Origin of the sequence: Nonomuraea sp. NPDC048881, from assembly GCF_040649795.1 — a bacterium.
In the GTDB taxonomy this organism is placed as follows: Bacteria; Actinomycetota; Actinomycetes; order Streptosporangiales; family Streptosporangiaceae; genus Nonomuraea.
Genome location: NZ_JBEZGC010000007.1, coordinates 341410 through 357646, shown reverse-complemented (window position 1 = coordinate 357646; position 16237 = coordinate 341410). Strand labels below are relative to the sequence as shown.

The following is a 16237-nucleotide window of genomic DNA, read 5'->3' as shown; positions in this document are numbered from 1 at the left end:
CACGCCGCGCGAACGGCTCCCTCCGGCCCTTCCCCTGACCGGCCGCACGCCACGCGAACGCCGTCCCCGGCCCTTCCCCTGACCGGCCACGCACCAGGCGACTTCCCCGCTGTCCGGGGTCAGGCGAAGCGTTCGATCGTGACCGGGATCAGGCCCTGGCCGCGGATCGCCTGCCGGTGGTGGTGGAGCAGGGCGCCGATGGCGGCCAGCGGGCCGGCGCTCAGGCGTACGGTGACGTCCAGGCACCAGGCGATGCCGGGGCCGATGCGCCGCAGCTCCCAGGTGAAGGTGTGTCCGGCGGCGGTCGCCGTGGCGGTGCCGGCGATCCTGGCCCGCGGGTTCTCCCGCGGCGGCTCCAGGCGCAGGACGGTGCTCACGTTCGCCAGGCCGCGCTCGCCGAGCTCGCCCGCGAACAGGATGCGGTAGCGCCGGGTCTGCGCCGAAGGGGAGCCGCCCAGGTCGAGCGGGGCCGCGGCGGGGAGCGCCTGGCGGTACTGGAAGAAGGCCCGCAGCTCGGCCTCCTCCGGCAGCGCGCCGCCGCCGAGCATCGAGTAGGTCTCGCGGGCGTCGCGCCGGGTCACGGGCAGCACCCGGTCGCGCAGCGCGGGGTCGGCGCGGATGGCCCGGCTGGATCCGGGCGACTCGCGCCACTCGCCGCACTCGGCGGTCCATTCCGCGCAGTCGATGCCCGCGGCGGTGTAGTCGTCGCAGAGCACGAACTCCTCGACCAGGATGCCCAGGGGAAGTGTTCCGCGGCCACGGTCGGCGGCGTAGATCAGGTAGTAGTCCAGGGGTACGTCGGCGTCCATTGGCGACATGATCGTGGTGCGGGCCCCCGCGGGCAAGGCGACATTCTGATGTTCGCGCAGGTCCTGCCGTCAGATGACGGTCTAGCCGGTCACGGGTTTGCCCGTGGCGCTGCCGGCGAGCCATTCCGTCCACGACTTGGCCCACGGGGTCGGGCCGTTGCCGAATCGCAGCTTGCGCGAGGTGCCCGTGACCTGGATGACGTCGCCGCGCTGGGTGAAGTCGTAGAACCAGCGGGCGTCGGCGGGGCTGGCGTTGACGCAGCCGTGGCTGACGTTGGAGTTGCCCTGCGCGCCCGTCGACCAGGGCGCGGCGTGGAAGAAGGTGCCGCTGTAGGTCATCCGGACGTTCCACTTGGTCTTGATCCGGTACTCGCCCGGCTCCCCGATGGTGGCCGAGTCCATGACGGTCTCCGCGGCCTTCTCCTGGGCGATCATGGTGCCGGAGTAGCTGTCGTCGCCGGGTTTGCCCAGGCTGACGGGGATCGTCCGGACGACCTTGCCGTCCGCGGTGACGACGGCCCGGTGGCGGTCGGCGTCCACCTTGGTGACGTGCCGGGGGCCGACGGTGAAGGACAGGCTGCGGTCCCTGGTCCCCCACAGGTCCTCGCCCGCGCGCAGCCCGGCCAGGTGGGCGACGACCTTGACCTTCTCCCCCACCGGCCAGTACTCACGCGGCCGGAACTGCACCTCGCGGTCGCTCACCCAGCTCCACGCGCCTTCGACCGGCTCGGACATCTCCACCACCAGCGAGCGCTCGACCGCCGCGCGGGCCTGCCTGGAGGTGACCGGGTGGGACAGCAGCAGCTGGACCGGCATCCCGACGCCGACCTTCTCGCCGTCCAGCGGCGACATGCCGCTCTGCAGGGCCCGCCTGGGCTTGAGCGTGGTGAAGGACGACCGCCCGGTGACGGCCTTGCCGTCGGTGCCGGTGGCCTGCGCGCTCACCGTGTACGACGTCGCCGGGCGCAGCGGCCACCGTGGCCGCCAGGTGCCGTCGGCCGCCGTCGAGCCGGTCACCTGGCGTCCCTTGGCGTCGGCGACGGTCACCTTGGTGACCTTGCCGCCGGTGACCCGCACGCTGATCCCGGTGTCGGGGGCGACCTTCTTGGCGCCGTCCGCCGGGGTGATCGCGAGCTTGGCCACCGGGCCCTCGGCCTGCGGCGGGCCGCCCGGTGGCTGGGCGCCGCCGCCGCCGGAGGCGCATCCGGCGAGCAGGAGCCCCGCGAGGGCGAGCGTCGTACTGGTCCGGCCGTTCCGCATCCTCGATGCCTCCCGTGCCTGACAAGGCGTCAACTTCTTCATTGAACGGTCTGCGCTGTCACGTGCGGACACTTCTGCCCAATGAGCATGGGAGAAACCTTCATCCGCCGATGACCACTCTTGCGAACCTTGCGGGCCGATCTGGTGTCCAACTCTCTGGAACGGTCCTTCTGGGCCGGTCTCAGGGGATGACGCACCGGGGGCGGTGCATGAGGGGGAACGTCATGAACGGCGGCATGAAGCGGTACCTGTCCGGTATCGGGATGACCGCGGCGACACTGGCCGTCACGACCGCGCTCATGGGGGCCACCCCCGCCCACCCCACGCCCTCCCCCACCCACCCGGCGCCGTCGGCCTCCCCTGAGCCGAAGCCCGACCACAAGCCGGACCACAAGCAGGACCGCAAGCCCGGCCACAAGCCGGACCGGACCGGGCCGTCCGCCGAGCCCACCGAGACCGCCGAGCCCACGGGGCCCGCCAAACCCGCCGAGCCCGCCGAGGCGGGCAAGCCCGACTGCCGCAAGGTCAAGTGCGTGGCGCTCACCTTCGACGACGGCCCGGGGCCCTACACCGGGACGCTGCTGCGCCACCTGGCGAAGTACCGGGCCCACGCCACGTTCTTCGTCGTCGGACAGAACGTCGGCCTCCACCCCGACGTGGTGCGCCGCACGGTCGAGGCGGGGCACGAGCTGGGCAACCACACCTGGTCCCACCCCGACCTGACCCGGCTGTCGCCGGCCGCGATCAGGTCCCAGCTCGCCCGCACCGACCAGGCCGTGAAGTCGGCCGCGGGCGTCGTGCCCGGCCTGGTGCGTCCCCCGTACGGCGCGACGGACGGCGACGTGCGGCGGCAGGCGCACCGGCCGCTGGTCCTGTGGAGCGTGGACACCCTCGACTGGCGCTACCGCGACAGCGCCAGGGTGGCCCGCGTCTCGCTCAAGCGGGTCCGCCCCGGCAGCGTCATCCTGTTCCACGACATCCACCCGACCACGGTCAAGGCCCTCCCGCGGGTGCTGAGGGGCCTGTCCGCCCGCGGCTACCGGTTCGTCACGGTCAGCGAGCTGTTCGGCGGCCGGCCGCCGAAGGTCGTCTACAACGCCCGCCGGCTCTCCGGCGGCTCCAGGTAGCCGGGCAGGCGCCCGCCGGTGTCCACCACGAGCCGCTGCAGGACGACGGTCGGGTCCGCCATCCAGAACTTCAGCACGGGCCTGCCCGGAGCAGTGACCGTGTGCACGGTCGTGGTCTCGTTGACGTTGTCGGACGTGTTGCGCTCCCACTGGCGGTTCATGGTCGTGCCGTCGGCGCCGGTCACGGCCGTGACGTTCACCGTCCGGGGCGGCTGGTCGTCGATGGAGACGGCGTAGCTGAGCCCGTCCGACGGCAGGACGTTGTTGCGCGGCGACGGCAGCGCCGAGACCTTGACCTGACCGTCCGTGAACAGCGTCATCGTGTACTCCAGCCGCGGGCTGTCCCCGCCGGGGGGTGACCCGCGGGGCGGTCACCGGGAGCGGGGTCACGCCGTCTGAGCTGCGGCCGAGGTCGGGGATGGTCCGCCAGGCGCCCACGGCCCGGTCGTGGTGCGCGGCGTCGACGGCGACCTGCCCGCCAGCCTCGACGAACCCCTTGACCGGGCCCGCCGGGTTGTCCACGACCACCTTGACCGTCACGCTCGTCCCGCCCGGCCCGGTGACGGTGAGCGGCACCCGGACGCGGGCGGCCCGCTCGGCCGGCCGCCGCCATTCGGCCGTGACCCGGTCCATCTCCTGGTAGCTCGTCAGGCTGAACGGCGTGTCGCGGTCGTCGTAGGTGACCTTCGTCGGGTCGGCCGGGTGCACGATGATGCGGCGGTTGAGCAGCTCGGGCTTCCGGCCTGTGGGCCCTACTCCTCGACGGTCTCCTCGTAGCCGATCGCGGCGTCCGCCGCGTCGCCGCCCGACTCGCGGGCCCGGTAGCTGTCGCCGCCGTAGAACCTGAAGGCGCCGTTGTCGGCCCGCTCGCCGACGGGCGGCACGCGGCCGTCGATGGCGATGTAGTACCAGCCGTAGCCGCCCTGCCGGTCCTCGCAGAAGTTGTTGACCACGCGCCGCCGGGACGGCTTCGCGACGCACACCTCGACCCACTCCGAGGGCGTCTCGATGGCGGTCTCGGCGCCGGGGCCGCCCTGCGGCGACGCCTTGGTGAGCTCGTCGTCGCCGAGGTCCTCGTAGGTGCCGCCGTCGGCCCGCTTGCCCACCGCGGGGACGGTGGCGTCGCCGGCGTAGAAGTACCAGGCGTAGCCCCGGCGCTCGTCCTCGCACGGGCGGTAGTCGGCCCTGGCCTGCGTGCCGGTGTCCACGCAGACGGCGATGCGGACGGACTCGTCCTGCGCCGCGGCGTCGGACTCGCCGTCGGGCTCGTCGTCGATGACCTCTTCGGTCTCCTCCGGCGCGGCCGGCGGACCGGTGTCGGCGACGGTGCAGCCGGCGGCCAGGACGGCGACGAGCGCGAGGCAGGCGAGTCGTAACAAGGATCCTCCACGGACTCGGAGTGACGACCGGCCAACGAGCGGGCCACCGGGCCCGGTTCCCCGCACGCGGCGGCAGGCCATTGACGACTAATCGTTTGGGACCGTACATTTTCGAAGCACCCGTCCGCGACAGAAGGGCCGACGATGCCGGTCAACGGCGACATGCCGACGCTCGACCAGACGTTCGCCACCGAACAAGCGGTGGCCGCCGGGGAGCGGGGCGCGTCGTGACCCACGAGGAATGGCTGAGCCGGGCCGCGGCGGTCGCGCCGCCGTCCGCGCACCACATCGACGGCGCCGACGAGCCCGGCGGCGCGTCCTTCACGGCGCGCTCGCCGCGCGACGGCCGGGTGCTGGCCGAGGTGGCCGACGGCGGCGAGGCGGAGGTCGGGCTCGCGGTGTCGGCGGCGCGGCGGGCGTTCGACTCCGGGCCGTGGCCGCGGATGGCGCCCGCCGAGCGCGGGCGGGCGCTGGTTCGGCTGGCGTCCCTGATCGAGGAGCGGCGCGAGCACCTGGCGCTGCTCGTCAGCCTGGAGATGGGCAAGCCGATCATCGACGCGCACGACATCGAGCTGCGCGCCGCGATCACCACCTTCCGCTGGTACGGCGAGCTGGCCGGCAAGCTGGCCGACGAGGCCCCGCACGTGCCCGCCGACGCCCTCGCCCTGGTCACCCGCGAGCCCGCCGGGGTCGTCGGCGCGGTCGTGCCGTGGAACTTCCCGCTCACGCTGGCCTCGTGGAAGGTGGCCCCCGCCCTGGCCGCGGGGTGCACGGTCGTGCTCAAGCCGTCGGAGCTGTCGCCGCTGTCGGCCCTGGAGCTGGGACGGCTGGCCACCGAGGCGGGGCTGCCGCCGGGCGTGCTCAACGTGGTCGCCGGCGACGGCCCCACCGCCGGGCGGGCGCTCGGCCTGCACCCCGGCGTGGACGTGCTGGCCTTCACCGGCTCCACCGCCGTCGGGCGGCACTTCCTGCGTTACTCGGCCGACTCCAACCTCAAGCGCGTGTGGCTGGAGCTGGGCGGCAAGTCGCCCAACATCATCCTTCCCGACGCCCCCGACCTGGAGGCCGCCGCGGCCACCGCCGCCTGGGGCATCTTCTTCAACCAGGGCGAGATGTGCACCGCGCCGTCCCGCCTGCTGGTCCACCGGTCGGTGGCCGACCGGGTGACGGAGGCCGTGGTCGCCCGCGCCCGCGCGCTGCGCGTCGGCGACCCGCTCGACCCGGCCACGGAGATGGGCGCCCTGGTCGGCGAGGCCCACCTGGAACGGGTGCGCGGCCACGTCGAGGCCGGTCTCGCCGAGGGCGCGCGGCTGCGTACGGGCGGCGGCCGGATCCTGGCCGGCACCGGCGGCGCCTACCTCGAACCCACCGTCTTCGACCGGGTGGACCCCGGCTCCCGGCTGGCCAGGGAGGAGATCTTCGGCCCGGTGCTGTCCGTGCTGGCCTTCGACGACGTCGAGGAGGCCGTCCGCCTGGCCAACGACACCGAGTACGGCCTCGCGGCCGGCCTGTGGACCTCCGACCTGGGCACCGCGCACCGCGTCGCCCGCGCGCTGAGGGCGGGCACCGTCTGGGTCAACTGCTACGAGGAGGGCGACCTGACCGTGCCCTTCGGCGGCATGCGGCAGTCGGGCAACGGCCGCGACAAGTCGGCGCACGCGCTGGAGAAGTACACCGAGCTCAAGACCACCTGGATCCAGCTGTGAGACCGCTGATCGCGATCCCCGCCCGCTTCTCCGCCACCGCCTCGGCCCTGCGCCACGCCGCCGAGGTGAGCGCCCGCGCCCTGGTGGAGGCCGTGTGGCGAGCGGGCGGCGAACCGGCCACGATCCACCCGGCGGCCACCGACGGCGTGGACGGCGCGGCGGCCCGGATGGCCAGGTTCGACGGCCTGCTCCTGCCCGGCGGCGGCGACGTGGCCCCCCACCGCTACGGCGCCCCCGACACCCACCAGGACGTCTACGACGTGGACGACGACCAGGACGCCTTCGACCTGGCCCTGGCCCGCCACGCCCTGGCCGCCGGGCTGCCCACGCTGGCGATCTGCCGCGGCCTCCAGGTCGTCAACGTGGCCCTCGGCGGCACGCTGGAGCAGGACATGGGCGGCCCCGAGGGCGGCCACCGGCACGTCGTGCACCCGGTGTCGCTGCGCCCCGGCACCCTGCTGGAACGCGCGGCCGGGACGGCGAAGGTGGAGGCGTCCTGCTTCCACCACCAGCGGGTCGAGCGGCTCGGCGACGGCCTGTCCCCCGCCGCGCACGCCGCCGACGGCACGGTGGAGGCCGTTGAGCTCGACGGCGCGCCCGGCTGGTTCGCCGCCGTGCAGTGGCATCCCGAGGACACCGCCCATCGCGATCCGGCCCAGCAGGCCCTGTTCGACGCGCTCGTCCGCGAGTCGGGGCATCATGGCTGTCATGATCCGCGCCGCCGTCCCTGAGGACCTGCCCGCACTCCACGACCTCGCCGTCGCCTTCTACGCCGAGGACGGCTTCACCACCCCGGCGCAGACGCTGAAGGCCAACCTCGCCAGGCTGATCGCCGCGCCCGGCGTCCGGGTCGCGGTGAGCGAGAGCGAGGGCGAAGGCGAGGGGCGGCTGGTCGCGTTCGGCATCACCACGACCACGTTCGGGCTGGAGCAGGGGCTGTACGCCGAGCTGGAGGACCTGTTCGTCGCGCCGGGGGCACGGCGGCGGGGCGAGGCGGAGCGGCTGATCGAGGACAGCCGCCGGTGGGCCGCCGCCCAGGGCTGCACGGCCCTGGAGATCGTGATCGCCCCGAACGGCGCCGACGTGAGCCACCTGTTCGCCTACTACGGCAAGCGCGGCTTCCGTGACGAGGGCCGCCGCATCCTCAGCCACCCCCTGTGAGTTCCGGGGGACGACGGGCCGCCGCCCCCGGACGCTCACAGGCGCCCCGCGGCTCACCAGCGGCGGGCCGCCGCCCCCGACGCTACGAGCGGTGTGGCGGGCGGATGCCGCGGAACTCCCAGTCGCCGCCGAGGGCGGTCGAGCGCACCTCCTCCGACTCCGTCGGCTGCGCGCCGACGTCGGAGCGGATCGGCACCGGCCCGGTGACGACGTGGTTGGTCAGCCGGCCGAGCCCTTCGGCCTCGACCTCGACGACGTCCCCCGGCCGGACGGGCCGCGAGCCCGCCGGGGTGCCCGACAGCAGCACGTCGCCGGGGAAGAGGGTGATCGTCCGGGCGATGTCGGCGACCAGGTAGTGCATGTCCCAGGTCATCTCGTCGGTGTTGCCGTCCTGGACGACCTCGCCGTTGACGTACGTGCGCAGGCGTTTGCCGCGGAAGTCCCAGCCGGTCACCAGGCCGGGGCCGAGCGGGCAGAGCGTGTCGGAGCCCTTGACGCGCAGCATCGAGCCGGCGTCGGTGTCGCGGAAGTCGTGCAGCCCGAAGTCGTTGGCCACGGTGTAGCCCGCGATGTGCGCGCCGGCCTCGGAGGGGGCGATGTTGCGGCAGGTCCGGCCGATGACGATGGCGATCTCGCCCTCGTAGTTGAGCCACTTGCAGCCCTCGGGCCGCACGACCGCGCCCCGGTGGGAGTTGAGCGAGGAGGTGGGCTTGTGGAAGTAGGTCGGCGCGTCCGGCAGCCGGGTCCGGAACTCCTCGACCCGGCTGCGGTGGTTCAGGTGCACCGCGATGATCTTCGTGGGGACGACCGGCGGCAGGTGCGCGGCCTCGTCGGCGCCGATCCGGCGGCCGTCCGCGGCGACGAGCTCGTCCCCGTCGCGGACGGTCTCGGTGACGGCGCCGTCCAGCAGGACGCGGCGGTACTCAGGCATGGGCGTTCTCCTGTCGGGGTGCGGTCCAGCCGCCGGACGGGCGGTCGAACCAGAGCAGGGCCTGGCCGGTGCCGACGGAGTTCTCGTACTCGCCGTACTGGCGGGCGGGGGCCGTGCAGCGCTCCTCGCCGAGGGCGCCGGCCAGCATGACGTAGTGGTGGAAGCGGGCCTCGGGCTTGTACGTCCGGAACTCCGGCATCGTGCGCAGGACCTCGTCGTGCCGGCCCTGCCGGAACCATTCGATGCGCCGCAGGTCGGCGGCGCGGGCCTCGGGGGTGAAGACGTGCCGCGGATCGCTGGACTCGTGGTCGCGCAGCTCGCGCAGCGGCCAGAACGTGTGCGACAGCGCGCCGGAGGCGATCACCAGCACCCGGCGGTCGGTGGCCGCGACGCCGTCGGCCAGCGCGCGGCCGAGCCGCAGGTGGTCCTCCATGTCGCCGGTCTGGCAGACGCCGATGCTCACCCAGCGTTTGCCGGGCAGGCCCTCGCCGAGGTACTTCCACAGGTTGGTGGTGGCGTAGTAGATCGGCAGGTACTCGTCGTCGATGGGGGTGATCCAGGTGCCGTGCCGGTCCGCGAAGGAGGCCACGTTGCGGGCCAGCTCGGGGTCGCCGGGGAAGTCGTACGGCATCCGGCACATGCCGCGCGGCAGCTCCTCGGAGGTGTACAACCCGGCCCGGCGCGCCTGGGCGGTGACCACGAACTCGACCGTGGTGGCCCAGTGGGAGTCCAGCACCACGACGGTGTCGTAGTCGTCGCGCTCGAAGACGTCCCGGCGCAGCTCGCGCAGGCCGGTGACGAGGGTGATCTCCTTGCCCTCGTTCAGCTCCAGCCGGGTGGGCTCGGGCAGCACGATGGTGGGGACGTGCGCCAGCAGGCCGGCACCGACGATCTCACCCATGGTCGTTCCAGCCCTTCGGCGCGGTGACGGTGTTCTTCAGGTCGCAGTAGAAGTCGAAGCTCCAGGTGCCGCCCTCGCGGCCGACGCCGGACTCGCGGGAGCCGCCGAAGGGCGCGCGCAGGTCGCGCACGAAGAAGCAGTTGACCCACACCGTGCCCGCCACCAGCCGTTCGGTGACCCGGCGGGCGCGCTCGCGGTCGCCGGTCGCGACGGTGGCGGCCAGGCCGAAGCGGGTGTCGTTGGCCAGCCGGACGGCCTCCTCCTCGGTCTCGAACGTCTGCAGCGTGAGCACCGGGCCGAAGACCTCCTCCTGGACGATCTCGCTGTCCTGGGCCACGTCGGTGAGCAGGGTGGGCCGGTAGTACAGGCCGTCGCCGCGCTCGCCGCCGATGACGGCGCGCGCCCCGGCCGCGAGGGCCCGCCGGACGAACCCGTCGATCTTCTCCACCTGGCGCGGGTGGATGTTGGGGCCGACGTCGGTGGCCTTGTCGCGCGGGTCGCCCTGGACCAGGGCCGTGGCCCGCTCGGTGAAACGGCGGACGAACTCCTCGGCGATCGGCGCCTCGACCAGCAGCCGGGTGGCGGCCAGGCAGACCTGCCCGGCGTTGTCGTACTGCTCGACGGCCAGGTCAACGGCGAGGTCGAGGTCGGCGTCGGCGAAGACCAGCAGCGGCGACTTGCCGCCCAGCTCCAGGCTGAGCGGGGTGAGGTTGGCGGCGGCCGAGCGGGCGATGCGCCGCGCGGTCGGCACCGAGCCGGTGAAACTGACGCGGCGCACGCCGTGGTGCTCGACCAGGGCCTGCCCGGCCTCCTCGCCGAACCCCTGGACGACGTTGAGCACGCCGTCCGGCAGCCCGGCCGCGGCGGCGACGTCGGCCAGCAGGGAGGCGGTGAGCGGCGACCACTCGGCGGGCTTGAGCACCACCGTGTTCCCGGCGGCGAGCGCGGGGGCGATCTTCCAGGTGGCCAGCATGAGCGGCGCGTTCCACGGCGTGATCAGGGCGCAGGGGCCGGCCGGGTCCCAGGAGACGTGGTTGGCGTGGCCGCGGGTGTCGAAGTCGTCGTGGCCGAGGCCCTCCAGCCAGTCGGCGAAGAAGCGGAAGTTGTGCGCCACGCGCGGCATGACGCCGCGGCGGTGCGAGCGCAGCAGGGCGCCGTTGTCGCGGGTCTCGACGGCGGCCAGCTCCTCCAGCCGCTTCTCGACGCCGTCGGCGATGGCCCGCAGCACGGCGGCCCGGCCGGCGCGCGGGGTGGCGGCCCAACCGGGGAAGGCGTCCTGGGCGGCGGTGACGGCGGCGTGCACCTCGTCGGGGCCGCCGCGGGCGATCTCGCCGAGCGCGGCGCCGTCGATGGGCGAGAGGTCGGTGAACGTGCGCGCGGAGGCGACGCGCCGGCCGCCGATCCAGTGGCGGGTGTCGACGGTGACCCCGGCGACGGTGATCTGTTCGGACATGTCGGGTGCTTCCAATCTCAAGGGGCTAGTGCGCGCCGGAGGTGCCGGATTCCAGCAGCGTGCCGCCGTCCCACACCACGCCGACCTGGCGGAAGTAGGCGCCGATGGGCTCGCGGACGGCCAGCCGGGACAGCTCCTCGGTGGGGGCGTCGAACAGCTCCAGCTCGGCGTCGCCCGCCCACGCCTGGCCGGCCTCGAAGGCGGCGGCGCCGGACTCGACCAGCTCGTCGAGCGCCAGGCCGCCGCCCTTGCCGATGGCGGGCAGCCAGCGGTGGTGGGCCATGGGGTGGCCGTTGACGAACCCGTTGTGCGGCGACGGCTCGCGCAGGGTCACCACGGCCTGGGCCAGGCGGCGGTCGGCGGCGGCCAGCGTCGCGCCGAACCGGGCGCCCGCCTCGATGCGCGGCGCGGGGCCGTACGGGTGCGGCCTGGTCTGGTGGATCGACCCCAGCTTCTTCGGATAGCCCTGGTGCAGCCCCCTGGCGAGGGCGAAGTCCTTGTCCACCCAGATGTAGACGCACCTGGAGTAGGTCCGCCCCCGGTAGGAGCACCGGACGACGGCGAACGCCTCCTTGTACTGCGAGCGCACCGGGTCCAGCAGCTCCTCGCGGGAGGCGGCGCAGGACTGCCAGTCGGCCCAGATGAGCGCGACCGCGCCCGGGTCCTCGGCGGCGAGTTCCAGCGGCTCGGGCAGCAGCTCACGCACCCGGTCGGGGTCGGTGCGGTACTCGATCGTGAGCAGGTCGCCGGAGTAGTGCCAGGGCGGCTCCGGCACGAGGGACGAGCGGCCCGTGGCCGTCTTGGGATGGAAGTAGCCGCGGACGCCGGCCAAGATGGTCCTCCTGGAACTCGTTTGGTTCCAAATAAAATATGAACATCCAGGCCGATCGGTCAACAGCTCTTGCGGCAGCCAATACGGGGCCGTTACGTTTGGCGTCAAACGACCCTAGGAGAGACCGGTGCAGCAGCACATCGACCGCCTGACCGAGCGGGGCGTCGACGTGGTCCGCGTGACCTACCCCGACCTGACCGGGACCGACCGCGCCCGCGACGTCCTGCTGGAGGCGCTGCCCGACGCCCTCGGTCACGGCCTCGCCTTCTGCCGCGCCGTCTACCACTCCACCCCGCGCGGCGGCACCGCCGACATCAGCGGCGGCCTGGACGCGGGGCTGCCCGACATCGCCGTCGTTCCCGACCTGGCCACGCTCGCCCCGCTGCCGTGGGAGCCCGGCGTGGCCTGGTGCCACGGCGACGTCGTCGACCCGGCCACCGGCGCCGCGGCCCCCGAGTCGCCCCGCGACCTGCTGCGCGCCGTGCTGGCCCGGTGCGCCGAGCAGGGCCTGCGCCCGGTCGTCGGGCCCGAGCTGGAGTACTTCCTGTGCGACCCGGCCCCCACGGGCGGCTGGCAGCGCTACGCCGAGGCCACCGGCAACGTCTACACCGCCGGCCGCCGCGGCGACCCCGACGGCCACCTCACCCGCACGCTGCGGCACCTGCGCGACCTCGGCCTCGGCGTGACGGCGGGCAACCACGAGTTCAGCAGCGGCCAGTTCGAGATCAACCTGCGGCACTCCGAGGCGCTCGACGCGGCCGACCGGGCCTTCTGGTTCAAGGCCGCGGTCAAGGAGCTGGCGCGGGTGGAGGGCAGGCTGGCGACGTTCATGGCCAAGCCGTTCAACGACGAGGGCGGGTCGGGGTTCCACCTGCACCTGTCGTGCCTGGGCGAGGACGGCGGCAACGCCTTCGACGACCCGGCCGCGCCGTACGGGCTGTCGGCGACCGCGCGGCACGCGATCGCGGGCGTGCTGGCCCACGCCCCCGCGCTGGCGGCGCTGGCCAACCCGACGGTCAACTCCTACAAGCGGTTCGGCCCCGACACGCTGGCCCCCTGGCTCGTCGACTGGGGGCTCGACAACCGCAGCGCGATGCTCCGCGTCCCGCCGGAGCGCGGCGCGGGCGCCCGCTTCGAGCTGCGGCTCGGCGACGCCAGCGCCAACCCGTACCTGCTGGTCGCCGGGACGGCGGCGGCCGCGCTGCTGGGGGTGCGGGCGGCCCAGGAGCCGCCCGCGCCGCTCGTCGGGTACGGCTACGACGCCTCCAAGGCCCCGGTGCTGCCGATGACCCTGCCCGAGGCCCTGGACGCCCTGGAGGCCGACGGCGAGCTCACCGAGCTGCTCGGCAAGGACTTCACCGCCGCCTTCCTGGCCTACAAGCGCGACGAGGTCGCCCGCTTCCAGCGGCACGTCACCGACTGGGAGTTCGGCGAGTACGCCTACCACCTGTGACCCGTCATTCGATCGCGCGCTGCGCCAGGTCCTCGGCCAGCGCGATGATCTCCGGGTTGTAGGGCGCCTTCTCCCCCGGGACGTACCGCACCCGGTCCAGGCCGCGCCGGTAGCGGAACACGCCCCGGCGCTCGTGCAGCTCCCAGTCCACCGGGCCGCCGTAGTCGAAGCCGACGCTGATGCCGGTGAAGGGCGCCATGCCGACCAGCTGCGGGACCCGCTCGACGGCCAGCACCGGCTTGTCGTCCACCAGCACCTCGACGTCCCAGCGCACCTCCGGCAGCGCCGTGAAGCGGGCCGTGACGGTCACCGGCCCCGCCGCCGGGATCGGGCCGGCCGCCCGCACCGGCACGCCGTAGGCGTTGTACGTCAGCCGCAGCTCGCCGTCCTCGACGTACAGGACGTAGCCGCCGCCCTGGTCGCCGTGGGCCACGATCACGCCCTCGTCGCCCGGCCGCCGCTCCAGCCACGCCTCGATCGTGAACGACCGCATGGAGGTGAGCCTGCTCGACCGGAACCGTTCCAGCACCGGGGTGCCCGGGTGGATGGTGACCGGCTCCGACAGCGCCAGCTCGGCCGGCGGCCGGGTGTTGAGCATGTCCGGCGTGTCGGCCAGCGGGAAAACCGTGTTGAGCCAGGCCGCCGCCCGCCACTTCGCGGCCAGGTCGGCCACCCGTTCCGGCTGCTCGGCGGCCAGGTCGGTGGTCTCGGCCGGGTCGCGGGCGATGTCGTACAGCTCCCAGCCGTCGTCGGTGAACGGCGTGCCGGGCAGGTGCGGGGCGATGAGCTTGTAGTGGTCCTCGAAGTAGCCGCGCTGCCCGCCGCTCTCGACGTACTGCGAGCGGTGCCGGCTCGGCCGGTCGCGCTCGCGCAGGAAGTGGTCGAACGGCACGCCGTCCACGTCCTGCGGGTGGTCCAGGCCGGCCAGCGTGAGCAGGGTGGGCGCGACGTCGGTGACGTAGGCGTACTGGTCGCGCACGCCCGGGTCGCCGGCCTGCCTGGGCAGCCCGGCCGGCCACGACAACACGAACGGCACGTGGATGCCGCCCGCGTAGGCGTGGCCCTTGTAGCGGCGGAACGGGGTGTTGGAGACGTTCCCCCAGCCGCGCGGGTAGTGGCCGTGGACCTGGGGGCCGCCGACGAGGTCGAGGTCGCGCGGCACGTCGTGGCACCAGTCGTCGGGCAGGCCGGCCAGGTGCACGAAGCGGCTGAGGTAGCTGCGGGTGCCCTCCGGGCCGCCCTCGGCGGTCGCGCCGTTGTCGCTGGTGACGACGATGACGGTGTCGTCGTACTCGCCGATGCGCTTGAGGTGCTCGACCAGCCGGCCGAGGCTCTGGTCCACGGCGTCCACGGCGGCGGCGTAGACCTCCATGTGGCGGGCGTACAGCTCGGTGCGCTCCTCCCACGGCGCCAGGTCCGGGTCGGACGGCCGGGTGCCCTCGGGGAAGAGGCCGTCGCGGAGCTGGCGGGCGAAGCGTTCCTCGCGGATCCTGGCCCAGCCCGCGTCGTAGCGGCCGCGGTACTTGGCGACGTCGGCCGGCTTGGCCTGCACCGGGCCGTGCACGGCCTGGTGGGCGAAGTAGAGGAAGAACGGCTTGTCGGCGTCGTTGGCGCGCAGGCCGTTGATCATGCCGATGGCGCGGTCGGTGAGGGCGTCGGTCAGGTAGAAGTCGTCCGGGAAGCCCTCGTCGGGGATCGGGCCGTTGTCGCTGATCAGGCGGTGCGGGTGGAACAGGGACGTGAAGCCGTCCATGGAGCCGTAGTAGCGGTCGAAGCCGCGCTGGAGCGGCCAGGAGCTCTTGTCGGCGCCGTCGTGCAGCTTGGACTCGATGGTCAGGTGCCACTTGCCGACCATGAACGTCGCGTACCCGCCGGCCCGGAACGACTCGGCCAGCGTGGGCACCTCCCGCGGGATCTCCATCCGGTAGCCGGGATAGCCCGGGTCCACGTGGGCCACCATCGCGAACCCGGCCCGGTGCGGGTTGAGCCCGGTCATCAGGGCGGCCCTGGAGGGCGAGCAGAGCGGGGTGCTGTGGTAGTTGCTGAACCGGTAGCCCGACTCGGCCAGCGCCTGCACGTGCGGCGTGTCGATCTCCGAGCCGAACGGCGACAGGTCGCTGAACCCCAGGTCGTCCACCAGCACGACCACCACGTTGGGCGCCCCGGGACGCGCCCGCCGCGGCCGCGGCCACCAGGGCGTGGACTGCGAGGCCAGCTCGCGGGCCGTGCCGCCGAAGCCCTCGTACCCCCTGCTCGGCGGCGTGCTCACGGGCCCTCCGGATCGACGGCGTCCCGGTCGGCCCACAGCGGCGCCACCAGCGCCCGCAGCTCCTCGGCGCCGACCCGCTCGACCAGCTCCACGGCCGCCAGGTTGTCGCGCAGCTGGTCCAGGCTGGTCGCGCCGAACAGGGTGGTGGTGTTGGCCGGGTGGGTGAGCGTGAAGGCCACGCACACCTGCGCCGGGGTGGCGTCCAGGTCGGCGGCGATCGCGGCCACCTCCGCCGCCGAGGCCGCGATGCGCTCCCTGATGCCGCCGGGGTCGCGGCCGACCTGCCGGTCCACGCCCTTGCCCAGCAGCACGCCGCCCTCCAGCACGTCGGAGGACTGCAGCGTGACGCCCTGGGCGAAGATGCGGGCGAATGGCGCGCCGTCGGGGATCGAGCGGCGCGAGACGCTGTACTTCAGCTGCGCGATGGCCGGGCCCTCGACGCCCTCGCCGGCGGCGGCGTCGATGAGCGTCTGCACGTTCGACGCCGACCAGTTGTTGACGCCCCAGCTCCGGATCAGCCCCTCCTTCGCCAGGCCGGCCAGGTCGAGGACGAGCCGGTGCAGGTCCATGCCGTCGTGCCGCAGGTCGCCCAGCACCACGAGGTCGGCGTGGTCGGCGCCGGCCCGGAACAGGGCGTTGAGCAGCTGGTCGCGCAGGCTGTGCTCCGGGTAGCCCTCCAGCCACAGCTTGGAGGAGAGCAGGTAGTCCTCGCGGCGCAGGCCGGCCGCGCGCACCAGGGCCGAGAAGATCACGTCGGTGAACACGGGCGGCATGCCGGGGAAGCCGTAGACGCCGACGTCGAACAGGTCGATGCCGTGGTCCACGGCCTCGCGGATCATGGCGACCGCGTCGTGGAAGTCCATGCGGTCGTAGGTGTGCCAGGAGCCGAGCGCGAGCACGCCCGTCTCCGGTCCGGTGCGGCCGATGCGGCGGCGTGGGATGGTCTGCACGGCAGG

General features: G+C 73.8%; 16 protein-coding genes. 6 read left to right on the top strand and 10 right to left on the bottom strand.

Annotated features, from left to right (window positions below; genetic code table 11):
- Positions 1-119: 119 nt before the first annotated feature.
- Positions 120-809: a hypothetical protein gene (locus AB0C33_RS26570; RefSeq protein WP_358292460.1), complete on the bottom strand. Its 690-nt coding sequence runs from the start codon at positions 807-809 to the stop codon at positions 120-122.
- Positions 810-890: 81 nt separating this feature from the next.
- Positions 891-2069, bottom strand: a complete 1179-nt coding sequence (locus tag AB0C33_RS26565; RefSeq protein WP_358292457.1) for an Ig-like domain-containing protein — start codon at positions 2067-2069, stop codon at positions 891-893.
- 224 nt (positions 2070-2293) lie between these two features.
- On the opposite strand from AB0C33_RS26565, the gene AB0C33_RS26560 reads away from it, so the two are divergent.
- Entirely contained in the window at positions 2294-3196 is a 903-nt protein-coding gene (locus tag AB0C33_RS26560; RefSeq protein ID WP_358292455.1) for a polysaccharide deacetylase family protein, read from the top strand.
- Here the strand turns inward: AB0C33_RS26560 and AB0C33_RS26555 are convergent.
- Positions 3160-3516, bottom strand: a complete 357-nt coding sequence (locus AB0C33_RS26555; RefSeq protein ID WP_358292453.1) for a hypothetical protein — start codon at positions 3514-3516, stop codon at positions 3160-3162. The two genes, AB0C33_RS26560 and AB0C33_RS26555, sit on opposite strands and share 37 nt — an antisense overlap.
- Positions 3517-3692: 176 nt before the next feature.
- Here AB0C33_RS26555 and AB0C33_RS26550 point away from each other — a divergent pair, with 176 nt between their 5' ends.
- On the top strand, positions 3693-3839 hold the full coding sequence (locus tag AB0C33_RS26550; protein ID WP_358292450.1) for a hypothetical protein: 147 nt from the start codon (positions 3693-3695) through the stop codon (positions 3837-3839).
- Between the two features lie 109 nt (positions 3840-3948).
- Here the strand turns inward: AB0C33_RS26550 and AB0C33_RS26545 are convergent, their stop codons facing one another.
- Positions 3949-4575 carry a hypothetical protein gene (locus AB0C33_RS26545; protein ID WP_358292447.1) on the bottom strand — a complete coding sequence of 209 codons (627 nt, stop codon included), beginning with the start codon at positions 4573-4575 and terminating at the stop codon, positions 3949-3951.
- A 227-nt stretch (positions 4576-4802) separates the two neighbouring features.
- Here AB0C33_RS26545 and AB0C33_RS26540 point away from each other — a divergent pair, with 227 nt between their 5' ends.
- Genes AB0C33_RS26540 through AB0C33_RS26530 form a run of 3 tightly spaced genes read left to right on the top strand, consistent with a single transcriptional unit; the run spans position 4803 to position 7442 of the window.
- A complete protein-coding gene (locus tag AB0C33_RS26540) occupies positions 4803-6281 on the top strand; it encodes an aldehyde dehydrogenase (protein WP_358292444.1) in 1479 nt (492 codons plus the stop codon).
- Positions 6278-7012: a gamma-glutamyl-gamma-aminobutyrate hydrolase family protein gene (locus AB0C33_RS26535; protein ID WP_358292443.1), complete on the top strand. Its 735-nt coding sequence runs from the start codon at positions 6278-6280 to the stop codon at positions 7010-7012. The genes AB0C33_RS26540 and AB0C33_RS26535 overlap by 4 nt, the downstream gene beginning before the upstream one ends.
- The gene (locus AB0C33_RS26530) at positions 6990-7442 is read left to right on the top strand and encodes a GNAT family N-acetyltransferase (protein WP_358292441.1); all 453 of its coding nucleotides are present in this window, start codon (positions 6990-6992) and stop codon (positions 7440-7442) included. Before AB0C33_RS26535 ends, AB0C33_RS26530 begins: the two co-directional genes overlap by 23 nt.
- 82 nt (positions 7443-7524) lie before the next feature.
- On the opposite strand, the gene AB0C33_RS26525 is transcribed toward AB0C33_RS26530, so the two are convergent.
- Genes AB0C33_RS26525 through AB0C33_RS26510 form a run of 4 tightly spaced genes read right to left on the bottom strand, consistent with a single transcriptional unit; the run spans position 7525 to position 11559 of the window.
- Positions 7525-8373 (bottom strand): fumarylacetoacetate hydrolase family protein, encoded by an 849-nt coding sequence (locus tag AB0C33_RS26525; RefSeq protein WP_358292438.1) that lies wholly within the window; start codon positions 8371-8373, stop codon positions 7525-7527.
- A complete protein-coding gene (locus AB0C33_RS26520) occupies positions 8366-9274 on the bottom strand; it encodes a 3,4-dihydroxyphenylacetate 2,3-dioxygenase (RefSeq protein WP_358292435.1) in 909 nt (302 codons plus the stop codon). Before AB0C33_RS26520 ends, AB0C33_RS26525 begins: the two co-directional genes overlap by 8 nt.
- Positions 9267-10727 carry an aldehyde dehydrogenase gene (locus AB0C33_RS26515; protein ID WP_358292433.1) on the bottom strand — a complete coding sequence of 487 codons (1461 nt, stop codon included), beginning with the start codon at positions 10725-10727 and terminating at the stop codon, positions 9267-9269. The genes AB0C33_RS26520 and AB0C33_RS26515 overlap by 8 nt, the downstream gene beginning before the upstream one ends.
- 25 nt (positions 10728-10752) lie before the next feature.
- Positions 10753-11559, bottom strand: a complete 807-nt coding sequence (locus AB0C33_RS26510) for an acetoacetate decarboxylase family protein (RefSeq protein WP_358292430.1) — start codon at positions 11557-11559, stop codon at positions 10753-10755.
- A 127-nt stretch (positions 11560-11686) separates the two neighbouring features.
- On the opposite strand from AB0C33_RS26510, the gene AB0C33_RS26505 reads away from it, so the two are divergent.
- On the top strand, positions 11687-13012 hold the full coding sequence (locus AB0C33_RS26505; RefSeq protein ID WP_358292428.1) for a glutamine synthetase family protein: 1326 nt from the start codon (positions 11687-11689) through the stop codon (positions 13010-13012).
- Between the two features lie 4 nt (positions 13013-13016).
- On the opposite strand, the gene AB0C33_RS26500 is transcribed toward AB0C33_RS26505, so the two are convergent.
- Both AB0C33_RS26500 and AB0C33_RS26495 read right to left on the bottom strand, forming a co-directional pair.
- Positions 13017-15281 (bottom strand): arylsulfatase, encoded by a 2265-nt coding sequence (locus AB0C33_RS26500; protein WP_358292426.1) that lies wholly within the window; start codon positions 15279-15281, stop codon positions 13017-13019.
- Positions 15278-16231 (bottom strand): aldo/keto reductase, encoded by a 954-nt coding sequence (locus tag AB0C33_RS26495; RefSeq protein WP_358292423.1) that lies wholly within the window; start codon positions 16229-16231, stop codon positions 15278-15280. Before AB0C33_RS26495 ends, AB0C33_RS26500 begins: the two co-directional genes overlap by 4 nt.
- Positions 16232-16237 lie beyond the last annotated feature (6 nt).